14 protein-coding genes are annotated in these 15,812 nt (G+C 61.4%); 5 read left to right on the top strand and 9 right to left on the bottom strand.

From position 1 onward, the window contains the following. Positions 1-55: 55 nt before the first annotated feature. Together AC1DVN_RS17260 and AC1DVN_RS17255 are read left to right on the top strand one after the other, a co-directional pair. The gene (locus AC1DVN_RS17260; RefSeq protein WP_046378180.1) at positions 56-1,072 is read left to right on the top strand and encodes an alpha/beta hydrolase; all 1,017 of its coding nucleotides are present in this window, start codon (positions 56-58) and stop codon (positions 1,070-1,072) included. A gap of 84 nt (positions 1,073-1,156) precedes the next feature. After that, entirely contained in the window at positions 1,157-3,208 is a 2,052-nt protein-coding gene (locus tag AC1DVN_RS17255) for a prolyl oligopeptidase family serine peptidase (RefSeq protein WP_477847256.1), read from the top strand. 4 nt (positions 3,209-3,212) lie between these two features. Here the strand turns inward: AC1DVN_RS17255 and AC1DVN_RS17250 are convergent, their stop codons facing one another. Both AC1DVN_RS17250 and ppk2 read right to left on the bottom strand, forming a co-directional pair. Next, on the bottom strand, positions 3,213-4,046 hold the full coding sequence (locus tag AC1DVN_RS17250; protein ID WP_142006113.1) for an alpha/beta hydrolase family protein: 834 nt from the start codon (positions 4,044-4,046) through the stop codon (positions 3,213-3,215). Positions 4,047-4,097: 51 nt separating this feature from the next. Further along, positions 4,098-5,012, bottom strand: a complete 915-nt coding sequence (gene ppk2, locus AC1DVN_RS17245) for a polyphosphate kinase 2 (protein WP_024487730.1) — start codon at positions 5,010-5,012, stop codon at positions 4,098-4,100. Between the two features lie 145 nt (positions 5,013-5,157). On the opposite strand from ppk2, the gene AC1DVN_RS17240 reads away from it, so the two are divergent. Beyond that, positions 5,158-5,361 (top strand): PspC domain-containing protein, encoded by a 204-nt coding sequence (locus AC1DVN_RS17240; protein WP_003941534.1) that lies wholly within the window; start codon positions 5,158-5,160, stop codon positions 5,359-5,361. A 235-nt stretch (positions 5,362-5,596) separates the two neighbouring features. Here the strand turns inward: AC1DVN_RS17240 and AC1DVN_RS17235 are convergent, their stop codons facing one another. From AC1DVN_RS17235 to AC1DVN_RS17220, 4 genes are all read right to left on the bottom strand, one after another. Continuing rightward, positions 5,597-7,042 (bottom strand): wax ester/triacylglycerol synthase domain-containing protein, encoded by a 1,446-nt coding sequence (locus AC1DVN_RS17235; RefSeq protein WP_031333030.1) that lies wholly within the window; start codon positions 7,040-7,042, stop codon positions 5,597-5,599. 136 nt (positions 7,043-7,178) lie between these two features. Beyond that, entirely contained in the window at positions 7,179-8,639 is a 1,461-nt protein-coding gene (locus tag AC1DVN_RS17230) for a wax ester/triacylglycerol synthase domain-containing protein (protein ID WP_031331810.1), read from the bottom strand. A 457-nt stretch (positions 8,640-9,096) separates the two neighbouring features. Then, positions 9,097-9,291, bottom strand: coding sequence for a hypothetical protein (locus AC1DVN_RS17225; protein WP_054825594.1), 195 nt, complete (start codon positions 9,289-9,291; stop codon positions 9,097-9,099). A 237-nt stretch (positions 9,292-9,528) separates the two neighbouring features. Further along, a complete protein-coding gene (locus AC1DVN_RS17220) occupies positions 9,529-9,672 on the bottom strand; it encodes a hypothetical protein (protein WP_153212751.1) in 144 nt (47 codons plus the stop codon). Between the two features lie 565 nt (positions 9,673-10,237). On the opposite strand from AC1DVN_RS17220, the gene AC1DVN_RS17215 reads away from it, so the two are divergent. Then, positions 10,238-11,074, top strand: a complete 837-nt coding sequence (locus tag AC1DVN_RS17215) for a DUF559 domain-containing protein (RefSeq protein ID WP_290284484.1) — start codon at positions 10,238-10,240, stop codon at positions 11,072-11,074. Positions 11,075-11,228: 154 nt separating this feature from the next. Here the strand turns inward: AC1DVN_RS17215 and groL are convergent, their stop codons facing one another. From groL to AC1DVN_RS17200, 3 genes are all read right to left on the bottom strand, one after another. Then, positions 11,229-12,854, bottom strand: coding sequence for a chaperonin GroEL (gene groL / locus AC1DVN_RS17210; protein ID WP_003941476.1), 1,626 nt, complete (start codon positions 12,852-12,854; stop codon positions 11,229-11,231). Between the two features lie 273 nt (positions 12,855-13,127). Next, on the bottom strand, positions 13,128-13,685 hold the full coding sequence (locus tag AC1DVN_RS17205; protein WP_019744475.1) for a DUF6764 family protein: 558 nt from the start codon (positions 13,683-13,685) through the stop codon (positions 13,128-13,130). Positions 13,686-13,766: 81 nt separating this feature from the next. Beyond that, the gene (locus tag AC1DVN_RS17200; protein WP_019744476.1) at positions 13,767-14,552 is read right to left on the bottom strand and encodes an HAD-IIA family hydrolase; all 786 of its coding nucleotides are present in this window, start codon (positions 14,550-14,552) and stop codon (positions 13,767-13,769) included. An 82-nt stretch (positions 14,553-14,634) separates the two neighbouring features. On the opposite strand from AC1DVN_RS17200, the gene AC1DVN_RS17195 reads away from it, so the two are divergent. Next, on the top strand, positions 14,635-15,780 hold the full coding sequence (locus AC1DVN_RS17195) for a PucR family transcriptional regulator (RefSeq protein WP_020906710.1): 1,146 nt from the start codon (positions 14,635-14,637) through the stop codon (positions 15,778-15,780). The last annotated feature ends 32 nt before the right edge of the window (positions 15,781-15,812 follow it).

The following is a 15,812-nucleotide window of genomic DNA, read 5'->3' as shown; positions in this document are numbered from 1 at the left end:
CAGGCACTTCGATCCGTTCCGGATCCGAAGACATTCAGGTGGAGGATCCGAACGTATGCGTGCTCGAATTTTCAAGCGTGGCAGTGTGATCGCAGCTCTCGCAGTGGCCACGGTGCTGCCGATGCTGATCAGTCCGGCGACAGCTTCTGCGGGCGGTGACACGTCCGGATCGCACGTCGTGAGCAACACCAAGACCGGCGACCGCAAGGTCACCATCTCGGTCTTCTCCCCGGCGATGGATCGCAACATCCCGCTCGAGGTCATCCTTCCAGCAGATGGCAGCGAACCCCGCCCGACGCTCTACCTGCTCAACGGTGCAGGCGGCGGCGAAGACTCGGCGACCTGGCAACGCAAGACCGACGTCATGAACTTCTTCCAGGACAAGAACGTCAACGTCGTCACTCCACTCGAAGGCGCATTCAGCTACTACACCGACTGGGTGAACGACGATCCGGTTCTCGGTCGCCAGAAGTGGCAGACGTTCCTGACCCAGGAACTCCCGCCCGTCATCGACGCCGAGTTCAATACCAACAAGGTCCAGTCGATCTCCGCGATCTCCATGACCGCGACCTCGGTCCTCAACCTCGCCATCGCGGCTCCCGGCCTCTACAAGGGCGTCGGCGCGTACAGCGGATGCGCTGAGACCAGCACCCCCGTCGGTCAGAGTGCGATCGAACTTGTCACAGGTACCCGCGGCGGAGCTGACATCACCAACATGTGGGGCCCGCTCGACGGTCAGGGCTGGAAGGACAACGATCCGGTCCTCAACGCCGAGAAGCTCCGCGGCACCGAGCTCTACGTCTCCACCGGCTCCGGACTCCCCGGCCCACACGACACTCTCGCCAACCCCGCGATCAACGGTCAGGTCGGTGCGCTCGCCAACCAGGCGATCGTCGGCGGCGTCATCGAGGCAGCGGTCAACTACTGCACCCACAACCTCGCCTACCGCCTGAGCGACCTGAAGATCCCGGCCACCTTCGACTTCAAGCCGACCGGCACCCACTCGTGGGGCTACTGGCAGGACGATCTCCACAACTCCTGGCCGATGCTCGCTCACTCCCTGGGCGTCTGACCCGATTCGTTCTCACTCGACCCCGCTCCAGTGTTTCGGGAGCGGGGTCGAGTGCTGTCGGGAGCGAGCAGTAAGAATGGACGCATGACTTCCGATCAGCAGCCCATCACCGGCGACGACCCCTACCTCTGGCTCGAAGACGTGACCGGTGAGTCTGCACTCGATTGGGTCCGTCAGCACAATGCCGTGACCGAGGAGCAGCTCACCGACAACGAGCGCTTCGATCGACTGCAGAGCGACGTGCGCGAGATCCTCGATACCGACGCACGAATTCCCTACGTCCGCCGTCGAGGTGAGTTCCTCTACAACTTCTGGCGCGACAGCACCCACGTTCGCGGATTGTGGCGACGCACGACGTTCGATCAGTACGTCACCGACGACCCGGAATGGGACGTCCTCGTCGACCTCGACGCCCTGGCCGAGGCCGAGGGCGAGAACTGGGTCTGGAAGGGCACGCAACTTCTACGGCCACACCGCAACCGTGCATTGATCAGCCTCTCCCGCGGCGGGGCAGACGCGGCGGTCGTTCGCGAGTTCGACATCGACAAGCGCGAGTTCCTCGCTCCCGAGGGCGAGAATCCCGGCTTCTACCTTCCCGAGGCCAAGACCGACATCGACTGGATCGACATCGATACCGTCTACGTCGGAACGGATATCGGACCAGGGTCGCTCACCGATTCCGGATATCCCCGTCTGGCCCAGCGGTGGAAGCGCGGCACTCCCCTCTCCAGCGCCGAGACCGTCTACGAGGGCCAGGCCACGGACGTGGCCATCTCGGCTTCGCACGATCCGACGCCCGGGTTCGAACGAGACTTCGTCACTCGCTCGGTCGATTTCTACAACTCTCAGCATTTCGAAGTTCGCCCCGACGGTGAATTGGTGCTCGTGGACGTCCCCGAGGACGCCGGGATCTCGATTCACCACGAGTGGTTGTTGATCCGCACCAAGTCCGTGTGGGCCGTCGAGGACACCGAATATCCGACCGGCGCACTGCTTGCCATCCGTTACGACGATTTCCTTGTCGGCTCACGAGCACTGACATCGATCTTCGAACCCGACGCGCATTCGTCGCTCGAGCACTACACCTGGACACGCGATCATCTGATTCTGGTGGTCCTGACCGACGTGCGCACGACGCTGCGAATCCTGACGCCGGGCGAAAACGGCTGGGAGGACCGGCCTTTCGAAGGGCTCCCAGAACTGACCAGTATCGAAATTCTCGACACCGACCCCGATGTCAGCAATGAATACTTCGTCAACTCGAGTGGATACACCTCCCCTGCAACTCTTTTGCACGGCGTGATCGGCGAAACCGAACCCACTGCCCTCAAGCAGGCTCCCTCGTTCTTCGATGCCGAGGGCATCACCACAGAGCAGTTCTTCGCCACCTCTGCCGACGGCACCCAAGTTCCGTACTTCGTGGTGCGCAGTCCGCGTAACGAGCCCGGCCCCACCCTGCTCTACGGGTACGGCGGATTCGAGATCTCGCTGACACCGTCGTACAGCGGTTCTCTGGGCCGTGCCTGGCTGACGCAGGGCGGCACCTATGTGGTTGCGAACATTCGTGGTGGCGGCGAGTACGGACCCGGTTGGCACACACAAGTTCTCAAGGCCGGTCGCCACAAGGTGCACGAAGACTTCGCTGCCGTCGCGAGAGACCTCGTCGATCGCGGAATCACGACCCCGGATCTTCTGGCAGCTCAGGGCGGAAGCAACGGCGGCCTGCTGATGGGCATCATGCTGACCAAGTACCCCGAACTCTTCGGCGCCATCGTCTGCCAGGTCCCGCTGCTGGACATGCGCCGATTCCATCTCCTCCTGGCCGGCGCTTCGTGGATGGCCGAATACGGTGACCCCGATGTCCCGGAGGAGTGGGCATTCATCTCGGAGTACTCGCCGTATCAGAACATCGACGCCGCCGCGTCGTACCCACCGATCCTGATCGCGACGTCCACCCGCGACGACCGCGTCCACCCCGCGCATGCCCGCAAGATGGCCGCACGGCTGGAAGAGCTGGGCAAGCCGGTGCTGTATTTCGAGAACATCGAGGGTGGCCACGGCGGCGCCGCGGACAATGCTCAGCTGGCCTTCAAAACTGCGCTGACCTACGAGTTCCTCTGGCAGAAACTCGGCTGATCTTTCAGCGGTCGCGCAACCACGCGACGACGCGCTCGCTCACAGCGGTGGGATTGCGTATCCAACCGTTGTGACCGAGTGGTTCGCCGATGTGCGTCATCGTCACTTGGGCCCCGGAGAGCTTGTCCACCAGGTTCTTTGCCGACCGGCGTGGAGCGAGATCGTCCCCTTCGATCGTGATCGACAGAACCGGCAAGGTCAGGCGAGCGATCCGCTCCTCGTAGTCGATATCCGCACCGACGGGTTCCATGCGACCGGTCCTGGCGAACCGGGCCCAATCGGTGATCAGTACTTTCGACTGTCGACCGAAGCCGCCGACGTTGACCCGGTCTCCAGGCCAGAAGCCGGCGATGTTGGCTGTCACCGACATCGCGGACGAACCCAGATAGAGTCCGGGCGCACGGATTCCGGGGAATCCGCGGTGATACGGCGATCCGGAGGCAACCAGGATCAGTCCGCCGAGCCGGCCCCGAATCCTGGACGCGTACATGACCCCGATCTGGCCGCCCATGCTGTGCCCCATCAGAAATGGTGTGCTGGCCGGAAACCGCTCACGCACCACCTCGAACGTCGCCGGACAATCGATCGAGACCAGTTCCTGATATCCGAAAACACTCGACGCGCTCGGGCGCGGTTTGCTGTCACCTTGGCCACGCAGTTCACCGATGGCCGCATTGAAGCCGGCTTCGACCAGGGCCTGCGCCACCGGATCGTAGAACCCGGCGGGAACTCCGAGCCCGGGCAACATCACCACCACGGGTGCGTCGTCGTTCGGTCCGGGAAACAGACGGATCGGGGTCACGGTGCCGTCGGGGAGTTGGATCGGTACGGTCTCCATTCAACTCACACTAACCACCCACGCCGCGGATGGGCAGAGCCCACGCGCCGACTATTCGAGGCTTCCCACGATCAGCGGATCCGGAGTACCCACGATCTCGTAATCCTTGTTGTCGTAATCGAACTGACTGAGCACGTGACGCATCGCGTTTATCCGCGCGCGTTTCTTGTCATTGCTCTTGATGACGGTCCACGGAGCGGTGTCGGTATCGGTGAACCGAATCATCTCTTCCTTCGCCGCCGTGTACGCATCCCACTTGTCCAGAGAAGCGATGTCCATCGGCGAAAGCTTCCACTGCCGAACGGGATCGACCTGTCTGATCGCGAACCGCGTGCGCTGCTCCAGCGGTGAAACCGAGAACCAGAACTTGATCAAGCTGATGCCGTCGTCGACGAGCATCTGCTCGAACAACGGCACCTGGCGCAGAAAACGCTCGTGCTCCTCGTCGGTGCAGAAGCCCATGACCCGCTCGACCCCGGCCCGGTTGTACCAAGACCGATCGAACATCACCAGTTCCCCGGCTGCGGGAAGGTGCTGCACGTAGCGCTGGAAGTACCACTGCGTCGACTCGCGAGCCGACGGCTTCTCCAATGCGACGACCCGTGCGCCGCGAGGATTGAGGTGCTCCATGAATCGTTTGATCGTTCCGCCCTTGCCGGCGGCGTCGCGTCCTTCGAACACTATGGCGTGCCGTGCGCCGGTTTCTTTCGACCAGTTCTGCAGCTTGAGGAGTTCGATCTGCAGCAGACGCTTGGACATTTCGTACTCGTCCCGAGGCATCCGTGCGTCGTACGGGTAGCCCTCCCGCCAGGTGTCGACCTCGAAACCGTCCGGCGACGTCAGCAGCACCGGATCGTCGTCGTCATTGTCGTCGACGGTGAAGGCGGCGGTGTCGGCCAGATCGACGGCGGTCGAGAGATCCGCGAAGGCGCTGAGAAACGGTCGGCGTTCTGCTAAATCGGTCACCGCCGACAAGTTAGTCTCCCGCAGCAACTGTTCGGTGAAGCTGGGATGAACTACCGGGGTATGACACGGCGGCCTCAAAAGATCAGGGTGCAGATGGGGGTCGTCCCCGATGGTGCGCGGCGCCATCTCGCTTCAGAATTGAAGCATGACATTCGAAAGCAACACACCTCGCCCCTTCACCCGTTCCAACGACAAGAAAATGTTCGCCGGAGTGTGCGGCGGAATTGCAGATTACTTCGGCGCCGACGTAAATCTTGTCCGTCTACTCGCGGTTATCGCCGCTATTTGCACGGGTGGAACCGCGGCTTTGGTATATCTCGCCGCCTGGATGCTCATGCCGTTAGGTTGAGATTTCCGGCAATTTACATGGCGAGAATTACGCGGCGACAAAAGGTATTTCGGGGCCTACGCGCCAACACGAGCAGGCCCGAAATCAACAATCTACTTGGCGGCCTTCAACTCTCCACCGCTGAGCGCAGCGAGGGCCTCGAGACCCTTGACGGCCAGGCCACTGACGCTGCCCAACCAAGATGTTCAGAAAACTCGGGGACGACGGGCGGCGTAAAGCTGAGGGTGTCGAGAGATTATCGTTCGACGAACTCACGATTTTGGTCGGAAACTGCCTGCAGAAGCGCCGTGAACCCAACCCTCAATAGTTCGACGTAGTGCTCGATATCCGGCATCGTCTCTCGCGAGACGATGACATTGAGCGTCAGAGAACCTCCACGCGCGGCAATGAGGAAGTGGCGCAGAATGTCTCCGTCGACCGGCGCCTGCCCGCCGAGAACTGCCACCGCCGGCGCACCTTCGAAGACATTGCCGTCGACCGATACCGGGACATTGCTGATCGTCGTGTTCTGAATGACCTTGTGCGAAGGGTCCAGCTTGTTGAGCCGACGCGAGAGACCGGTGAGTCTGAGCAGAGCCGCAGGCGAGGTTTCGATGCGCGTGCCGTAACGACGGACGGCTGGGTGTGAACTCCGCCCTTTGGCCCTCAGCGCCGAATCTCTGATTCGTGTCAGCCGCTCGACCGGATCTTCGACGTCTGTGTGCAGATCGACCGTCAACAGCGCCAGTTGGTTGGCCGACTCCCATTCGGCTATCTTCCGCATCGATCGGGGAACCATCGCCGCCAACCCACTGGCCGATTTCTCGCCCTTCTCCGACAGGTATGCGTCGAGAGCACCGGCGACGACGGTCAGGAAGATGTCGTTGACCGTCACGCCCGGAACGGCCGCTCGGATCGCCTTGATGTCTAGGCCGTCCAGCGTCAGGAAATCGATCGTGATGTCTCCGCCCAACACGCCGTTGAATCGGGTCGGTAGGCGGTCGGCCGAGTACGTAGGTAGCTCTCCGGCCTCTTCCGCCTCCCGAACCGTCTCGGCCGCAACCTTTGTCACGGACAGACCCCGGCCGAAGCGGATCGCCTGGCCGGGCAAACCGACGACCGTGCGCCCGATCAAATCCAGCGACGAAAGCCCCGAACCGGCACGCTTCGTCTCCGGCTTCGGCGGACCGGAGAACAGAAGGTTGGTCAGATCGCGGATCGCCAGACCGTCACCGGCTCCGTGGTGGGTCTTGAGCATGATCAGCGTCAGATTGCCCGGCAGCTCGTCGATCCCGTGCACTCCGGTCATGACGTGCAACTCCCAGGGCGGCCGGGACAGGTCCATCGGCTCCCCGAGCGAGCGCCCGAGCAATTCACGAACCGGCGCCCACCCGGCAACAGGGGCACGATGGACGTGCACGTGATCATCGACGTCGAAATCGGCCGGGACCCAATATGGATAGTCCAGATCCAGCGGAACTCGCTGGAGGCGACTCGTGAACAGTGGCCAGTACCCGAATCTTTCGGTGATCCACCGAACCGCGTCGTCGTGCGTCATCTCTGCGAGCGGATGGCCCGTAGTGTCGAAGAAGTAGGCGCAGACCATGTGGCTCAGATGTCCGCCGGACTCGTTGTAGACGAACTCCGCGTCTCGCGGTCCCATCTGAGATACCGCGGCTGGCAACGAGTTCCGAAAGATCATGCATGCCCCTCAATTCCGACGCTGAACGAATGTCCGAATTGTAGCGAGCTGACATGCAGATCCTCTGGGTTCTGCTCGGAATCGTTGGGTATCACCAAATCCAGCAATCGGAAAAGGTGCCTGCGATTCCGATCGATCAGGAGGCAACCTCTTGGTCAGGTGAATCCGCAGTCTGCATCGCGGCTGCCGCCGCCAAATCATCGAAACTTGCTCGCAGTAGTTCGATGTAATGGTGGAGATCGGGCATGGTCGCGGTATCCGCGATGACGTTGAGGGTCAGTCCCCCACCTGCTGCGGCGACCATGAAATGCCGTAGCCCGTCCCCGTCGATAGGCGCTTGCACTGCAAGCACAGCCGCGCCCGGGGCGCCGGCAAGCGTCAACCCTTCGACCGAGAGAGGAATGTTACTCACCATGGTGTGCTGGTAACGCGGTCGATCGAGGCTGTGATCGTTCTGCTTGCGCGCATACGCCATCAATCTCATCAACGGCGCCGGCGTGGTCTCGACTGCGGCCCCGGCACGCCTGACCGCGGGATGGGACGTGCGCGCCTTCTCCGACCGTGCCGAACTCGAAATGAGCGCCAACCTCTCCAACGGGGACTTGACCTGGGTGTGCATATCCACCAGCAGAGCCACCAACTGATTCGCCGACTCCCACGCTTCGACCTTGCGTACCGAGCGAGGAACCATCGCGATCAAGGAATCTCGTGGCCGTTCGTCCTTTTCCGTGAGGTAGCGCGTCAGAGCACCTCCGACGACGGCGAGCAGAACGTCGTTGACAGTGGCACCGGGCACCGAATCCTTGATCGCACGGACCTGCTCCCCGGACATTGTCATCGGTTCCAGAGAGGCCACTCCACTCACCTTGCCGTTGAATCGAACTGCAGGCCTCTCGTTGAGGCTCTCCACCCATTCTCCTGCCCTCTTCGCAGCGTCAGCATCTCTCTGAGCGCGTCGGTTGCCTGGTACCTGCCTTGCGAAGCGATATATTCGGCCGGGAAACCCCAGTAGCGACTTGGTAAATATCCTCGCTCGCACAAACGGCACAGGCGGTTCGGACCCAGCCTGCTGCACCTTGCCCGAAAAGATAGTTTCGCCCAACGTCCTGATGGCGATACCGTCAGCTGCGCTGTGGTGAGACTTGAGCACCACCGCCGTCAGTCGGCCCGGCAATTCTTCAAGTCCCTCCAAACCTACGAAGAAGTGCAGTTCCCACGGCGGACGACGCAGGTCCATCTTCGTCGTCAACAACGCGCTCAACGGCTTTTGCAGTGCTGCCCATCCTGTGTCATCGATCTTGTTGACGTACACGTGCTTTCGCACGTCGAAGTCAGGGTCTGTCACCCAGTAGGGATGGTCCAGTCCCAACGGAGTCCGTTGGACTCGTTGAGTGAACATACGATCACATCCAAGGCGTGCGGTAACCCAGTCCACTGCCTGTTCTGCCGTGAATTCCGCGCTTGGGTGCAACGATGTCTCGAAGAAGTACACAGCGATCAGATGGTTCAGGTGACCAGCGCCCTCGTGATAGATGAATTCGGCATCGCGTGGGTTCAGCTGCGCCATCCTTACGCCTGACGTGTTGGACGCGCCCATTGAACTCCTTGTATCGCGGCTGGTTGCCCGCACATTCGCCTGAGTGCAAAGCTTGTGACTATAAATCCGGTGATTGCAAAACCAATGGTCCCCGAAGCCACAGGGCTACGGGGACCATAGTTTCAAGCAAGTGCAGGTTCGCCTGACTGCTCCGCTACGATGCTGTCCTCGACAACCGAACAATATGATGCAGTCGCTGGAGTGATCACGGCTTTTGTGGAGGATCCTTGATGATCTTGCTTCCAGTGGAAGTTAGACCAAGCATGCTCGATACCCACGTGATCATTCCGGTTAAATAAGTTTGCAGCATGACCGATTCCGTTCTTCTATGGCGTGGGGGAGGACGACAGCGCGTTCAAATACTTCACAAACGTGCCTACGAGATCGATCGATCCGAAATCGACGATCTTGGACAGGTAGTCCAGGAAGAGATCGAACATCTTTTCTCCTTCTCCTTTTACAGGCCGGCTACGGAACCGAGGACCGATTGGACGCTGCCCGCCGCAGCCTCACCGAGCGCACCGCCCATGTTGAGGCTTCCGGTGATCGACAAGAAGATTCCGTCAACGACCTTGACCAAGTAGAACAGTGGATCCACCAGGGATCCGACGTCAACGCTTGCGAGCGCACCTATCAAACTAGCTGTGTCCACCGTATTTCACACTCCTTGAGATTGATTTCGTTCACTGGGTAAAGAAATTCACTTCTCAGTCGACGTTCGGGAACCACCCGAAGTCAACCGAAGCCATAAACGGGGTAAACAAAGCCACCCCGAGAATGTTTTTGATCAACCCCCCGGCCTCGCCTTCGAGAACATCCGCAATCGATCCCAGATCCATCATTCACTCCTGTCATCAAGAAACATTGGAAGAAGAACTTGCAGGTGCCGTCAACTGAGGTCGATTGCCGAAACCAACGATCCGGTGACCCCGTCGATTCCCGGCATGAGCGAACCGGACCAGACGTTACCCAGCAGGTCGGTGAACAATGCCGCCGTTGTCTGCAGGAACATGACGATCATATTGAATCCCACGCTTTCGATTGGCCGCGAATACTCACGGAACATTTACATTGGAATGCTTGATGCAGCCCACAAAGAACCGGTCCAAGTAGCAATTAAAGAATCTCTGTCGAACGATGTAACCGAGATCCTCCGGGGTTGGTGCCCACTTTCCGCGGCTGTGACTGACATCAAGGTAGTGCAATAGGATCCGGTTTGGGTGCCTTTTGCCCAAGAATTTCAGATGGATCTGAAACCTGTTCCATATTCGCAGGTCTAGCGTCCAAGACGCCTGAAAATCGAGAAAAATGGAATAGCAACCGGAATGCACGTCGTCCGAAAGGCTTAGTACTTGAGGGTATTCAGAACAGAATTATCCACCAAAAGAACTAGAGGTATCCGCACTTCACAGGTTAGCGGAGGCGAACAATCGGGACGGAAAATATCAAACATCCTTCAACATTCGGATAGGTGAAGCTTCTCGTTCCCCACCTTCTCGATACACCTGTTACGCCATGAGGTTGTCCACACACACGCGGCCATCCACAAAGTGGCTTCTGAATCCGCGTCGTCAGGCCCTTGCCGCCACAGTGCATACGTGGAAGTTGTCACGAGAAACCAGTTGCTCGAGCAGGGCACCTCGAGCAGTTCGATCTCCCGATCCACGCGGTCAGGGCGACTCCATCGAATCCTGCCGTCGGTGTACTCCACCGAAGAACCTGGATACTTCGAGCGTTGCGTCGCGGTCACACTGTGGAAGCCCGAGGCCGTCCTCAGCCATACCAGCGCGGCCTGGCTGTGGGATCTCCTGCCGGAGGAACCACGCTTCGTCGAGGCCACCGTGGCTCCCAGCGTCCGAGCAGGCAGTCCGCAGTGGGTACGGCTTCACCGACGAACAGGAGTCTCGACGGATGAGTGGATGGGTTTACCGATCGTGCCGATCGAGCAGTGCTTCATCGACGTCGCGACCACTTTGCCACGCCCGGAACTCGAGGCCTTCTTCGACGCGGCGGTATCGACCCGAGTGCCGTGGAAGTCGATAGCCCAACTGTGTGATGCGAGCCGCGGCAGGCACGGGATCCCCGCCGTACGCGAACAACTCCGCACCTGTTGCCCGCTCACTCGTTCGGAACCGGAGCGAGCAGTCGCCCGTGCGCTGACTGCGCGCAACGTCCACCTGGAGATCAACGCTCGGGTCGGACCCTACTTCGGCGACCTGGTCGACACGCGAGCCCGGGTGATCGTGGAGATCGACGGGCGCGAATTCCATACCGACCCCGCAACTTTCAACAACGATCGACGGCGTCAGAACGCACTCGTTCTCGACGGATGGATGGTGTTGCGTTACTCCGCCGCCACCGCGATGGCCCATCTCGACGCTGTGGCGGACGAAATCATCACAGTGGTCCGAAGACGCCGACACAACCGGACGTAAGCGCGGGCGTAAACGCACACAGCATCGAGCGTGCAACGGGAAACCGCGATCGCGTCGCAGTAGTGGACAAAAATGCCCGCATTTATCTCCAGACAAGCAAAAGCCCGGCCCACCGAATGGTGGGCCGGGCTCTAGGAGCTAGGTGGAGATGGACTCAGAAGTCCATGCCGCCCATGCCGCCGGTCGGATCGCCTGCAGGCGCTCCGGCCTTCTCGGGCTTGTCAGCGACAACGGCTTCGGTCGTCAGGAACAGAGCCGCGATGGACGCTGCGTTCTGCAGTGCCGAGCGGGTGACCTTGACCGGGTCGTTGATGCCTGCAGCGAGCAGGTCGCCGTACTCGTTGGTCGCAGCGTTGAGGCCGTGACCTGCGGGCAGGTTGGAGACCTTGTCCGCAACAACGCCGGGCTCGAGGCCTGCGTTGAATGCGATCTGCTTGAGCGGAGCGGACAGTGCAACGCGAACGATGTTCGCGCCGGTTGCCTCGTCACCTTCGAGCTTGAGGTCGTCCAGTGCGGGAGCTGCCTGGAGAAGTGCAACGCCACCGCCGGCGACGATGCCCTCTTCGACGGCTGCCTTTGCGTTACGCACTGCATCTTCGATGCGGTGCTTGCGCTCCTTGAGCTCGACCTCGGTAGCAGCGCCGGCCTTGATGACTGCAACGCCGCCGGCCAGCTTGGCCAGACGTTCCTGCAGCTTCTCACGGTCGTAATCCGAGTCGCTGTTCTCGATCTCGGCGCGGATCTGGCTGACACGACCGGCGATTGCGTCGGCGTCGCCGGCACCCTCGACGATGGTGGTCTCGTCCTTGGTGATGACGACCTTGCGTGCCTGGCCGAGGAGCTCGAGGCCTGCGGTCTCCAAGGAGAGTCCGACCTCTTCGCTGATGACCTCGCCACCGGTGAGGATGGCGATGTCGGCGAGCTGAGCCTTACGACGGTCACCGAAGCCGGGAGCCTTGACGGCAACAGACTTGAAGGTGCCACGGATCTTGTTGACCACGAGGGTGGAGAGAGCTTCGCCCTCGACGTCCTCGGCGATGATCAGGAGCGGCTTGCCGGACTGGATGACCTTCTCCAGCAGGGGCAGCAGGTCCTTGACCGTGGAGATCTTGGAGCTGACGAGCAGGATGTACGCGTCTTCGAGGACGGCTTCCTGACGCTCTGCATCGGTGGCGAAGTACGCCGAGATGTAGCCCTTGTCGAAGCGCATGCCCTCGGTGAGCTCGAGCTGCAGGCCGAAGGTGTTGGACTCCTCGACCGTGATGACGCCTTCCTTGCCGACCTTGTCCATAGCCTCGGCGATGAGCTCACCGATGGACGGGTCGCCGGCGGAAATACCGGCGGTAGCAGCGATCTGCTCCTTGGTGTCGATCTCCTTGGCGGTCTCGAGCAGGCGAGCTGTGACAGCCTCGACAGCCTTCTCGATGCCGCGCTTGAGGCCGAGCGGGTTCGCGCCGGCTGCGACGTTGCGCAGGCCTTCACGGACCAGAGCCTGTGCGAGAACGGTAGCGGTGGTGGTGCCGTCGCCAGCGACGTCGTCAGTCTTCTTGGCGACCTCCTTGACGAGCTCGGCGCCGATCTTCTCGTACGGGTCGTCGAGTTCGATCTCCTTGGCGATGGAAACACCATCGTTGGTGATCGTGGGGGCGCCCCACTTCTTTTCGAGAACGACGTTGCGACCCTTGGGGCCCAACGTCACCTTGACAGCGTCGGCGAGGGCGTTGAGGCCTCGCTCGAGGCCACGACGTGCCTCTTCGTCGAACGCGATGATCTTTGCCATTGCGAAGTGATCCTCCGGATAGGGGGTGACACACAAGGTGACCGCTCGTCGGGTCACCTCATCGGCACAAGGCGACCGTTTGACCAGTCACCTCATTACACGGGCGACCGATTTGCCTGGTCACCCATCTACGCCTGTGGTCTAGTCAGTGCCCGCGACGGACGACCGGGGGTGTCTATGGTTCCCGGTCTCACTGCCTCGACCTGGCACTCACGGTTCGCGAGTGCCAACTGCATTTTTAGCACTCGAGCGTGCCGAGTGCAAGGTTGAGCCTCAGCCCGCGATGCAGAACTGTCCGTTACTCAAATTGACCGCAAACGAGAGCACTCCGACGCAGTCGACGCCGTTGGCATCGGCCGTAGCGCCCGCTCCGTAACCGGCGATGGCGAAGGTGACGTTGCCGTCAGCCGCCCCGGCCCGCGCGATACCGCCGCCGAGCGCAAATGCCTGCGCCTGACCGTTACCGCGAGAAGCCCCCAGCGCGGTTCCGAAGCCGTTTGCATATGAATTGGAGTAGCCGTTGTCGGCGGCGACGCTCACAGCGGTACCGCTCTCGGCAGCACCGGCCTGCGAACGGCCGGCTCCGACGGACTGCGCGCCGCAGCTCGCGGTCTCTGAGACCTGGATGTCATTGGCCGACGGCGGCGAGACACACGTGACGGGGGCTGCCGAAGCAGCTCCCGCACCGGTCAGCGCCAGCCCGGCGGCGAGCCCCATACCTACAGTCATCACAGCCCCTGTTCTCGCCAGGCGGCCCCCCAACCGACTACTGGAAATTCCGCTGACTCGAGAGGATGAGCGACGGAACCAGACTGACGAGATCAAGGGCATAGAAAACTCCTTCGTGGAACAGGTTCATTGGATTCGGGCGCGAGAGTACCCGCTCGAGTGAAGTCCGTCACCCCCGCCTGGTCAAGCCTCGAGGACGACCCCGAGAAGGGCCGGAAGATCCGCGACCGAATCGATGACATGATCAGGCTTCTGAACCGACAGGTCGAGCACTGTTTGCCGAAACTTGCCTGTGCGCACCAGAACTCCGGTCAGGCCGACCCGCTGTGAGGAGAGGACGTCCCCGATCAGGTCGTCGCCGACCATCACCGTCGCCTCAGGTTCGACATGCATCAGCTCCGTGGCTGTCAGGAACCCCGTGAGAGACGGTTTACCCACTGCGGCGATATTTACACCTGCCACTTCCTCGAAGCCCGGCAAGTACGTTCCGGTGTCGATCCGAAGGCCGTCTACGGTCTCCCACATCATCCCGCGGTGCATCGCGACGACGGGCACACCGGCGAGCAGAAGTTCGAGCACTCGGCTCAGCGCCTCGTGGCTGAACTCCGGGCCGGCGCCGCCGAGAATCACGACCTCCGGATCGGCGTCGTCGAATTCGATTCCCTCGAGATCGGCAGACACGTCACCGTGATTGAGGACCCACGCCCGCGCGTCCGGATACGTCGCCCGCACGTACTCCCCTGTGAGCCTGGCGGCAGTAACTATCTGGCTCGCCTCGACCTCGATACCGGCGTCGCACAACCCCTGCGCGATGAGCGTCGAACTGCGCGAGGTTGTGTTGGTCAGAAATCCACAGGCCAATCCGCGCCGCCGAACTTCGCGTACCGCTTCCCCTGCTCCCTCGATCGGCTGCCAGGACGTGAGCAGGACTCCGTCGATATCGAACAGAACACCTTCGATGTCGGCCATTGCACCAGCCTATATTCGCCATCGAGGTCCTGCCGAGGCGTCGTAACCCGAAATCCGTCGATCGCTCAGTAGGCTCCCACCCATGGACCTGCGCGACGACGACCTCTTCTCCGTTGCCGGTTCTCTGGCCGAATTGCTCGGCGCTCCCGTCACGATCGAGGACGAGAACTCGACTGTCCTCGCGTACTCCGGCGGCGAGCAGGCCGTGGACGAAGCTCGCATCGGCACGATCCTCGGCCGGCAAGTACCCAGCCGATTCCGCCAATTACTCTCCGATGCAGGAGTATTCGATCGCCTCCACCGAGAGAGCGACCCAATCTACGTCGACCTCGAAGACCCTGCGATCACTCCGCGCCTGGTAATCGCAGTTCGCGAGAACGATCACCCCGTCGGCTCGATCTGGGTTGCACTCGCCGGAACACCGACGCCCACACAGGAATCGATACTTCGATCCGCGGTATCTGTCGTGGCCGAGAGAATCGCCTCGGAGCGTGACCGGGTCGACAGCACACGCCGTCGCCAATCCCAGCGCGTCCAAGCTCTGATCGGCGGTGGCGAACCCGCATTCCGCGCCGCAGACGACTTGCGGTTGGCAGGCCCGCTCACCGTCGTCGCCGTCGGAACCGTTGCGGGACCACTGCCGGCGGGACTGGTCGCCTCTTTGAGCTTGTACCTCGACACTCTGGCCGTCGACGCCGTTGCCGCTCAACTGTCCGAGACCATCTACCTTGTCATCGCGACAGACGAGACCAACGCTCGCCGATTGTCCGCCGACTTCCTCACGCGCGCCCGTGGTCGCGAATTCCTGGCAGTGGCCGTCGGCCGGACCGTGAAGTCTGCAAGCGAATCACATCTTTCGCGCTCGGACACCGACCATGTTCTCGGAGCGCTTCGTCATGGCCGGTCCGGCGGAACCGTCGCGGGAATGAGGGACACGTTGGCCTCCGTTCTCGCCCTGCACGTCGCCGACATCATCGACGGACTCGGCGACTCCACACCACTCGGAAGCCTCGAACGTCACGACTCTCAGCACGGCAGCGATCTGGTCGCGACGGCAAAGGCCTTTCTCGAGCACGGCGGTGACGTGGCGAATTCTTCTGCCGCACTGCATGTTCACCCCAACACGCTCCGCAACCGTCTGCGTCGAGGCAAGGAGATGTGCGGCGTCGACCTGACCGACGCCGACACCCGCTTGATTCTGATGCTGCAGTTCAAACTCGGTCGCTGATCAGGCGCGGCGGTGCGTTGTGCGAATCCACA

The sequence above is a fragment of the Rhodococcus sp. P4_E4 genome (genome assembly GCF_056401575.1).
The sequence above is the reverse complement of the archived record's forward strand: the minus strand, read 5'-3'. Positions and strand labels throughout refer to the sequence as shown.

Coding starts and splice junctions, on each gene's coding strand:
- AC1DVN_RS17200 (WP_019744476.1), bottom strand. CDS start 14,552: ATGGCCGACATCGAAGGTGTTCTGTTCGATATCGACGGAGTCCTGCTC.
- AC1DVN_RS17235 (WP_031333030.1), bottom strand. CDS start 7,042: ATGATCTTTCGGAACTCGTTGCCAGCCGCGGTATCTCAGATGGGACCG.
- AC1DVN_RS17255 (WP_477847256.1), top strand. CDS start 1,157: ATGACTTCCGATCAGCAGCCCATCACCGGCGACGACCCCTACCTCTGG.
- AC1DVN_RS17260 (WP_046378180.1), top strand. CDS start 56: ATGCGTGCTCGAATTTTCAAGCGTGGCAGTGTGATCGCAGCTCTCGCA.
- groL (WP_003941476.1), bottom strand. CDS start 12,854: ATGGCAAAGATCATCGCGTTCGACGAAGAGGCACGTCGTGGCCTCGAG.
- AC1DVN_RS17195 (WP_020906710.1), top strand. CDS start 14,635: ATGGACCTGCGCGACGACGACCTCTTCTCCGTTGCCGGTTCTCTGGCC.
- AC1DVN_RS17250 (WP_142006113.1), bottom strand. CDS start 4,046: ATGGAGACCGTACCGATCCAACTCCCCGACGGCACCGTGACCCCGATC.
- AC1DVN_RS17240 (WP_003941534.1), top strand. CDS start 5,158: ATGACATTCGAAAGCAACACACCTCGCCCCTTCACCCGTTCCAACGAC.
- AC1DVN_RS17205 (WP_019744475.1), bottom strand. CDS start 13,685: ATGCCCTTGATCTCGTCAGTCTGGTTCCGTCGCTCATCCTCTCGAGTC.
- AC1DVN_RS17230 (WP_031331810.1), bottom strand. CDS start 8,639: ATGGGCGCGTCCAACACGTCAGGCGTAAGGATGGCGCAGCTGAACCCA.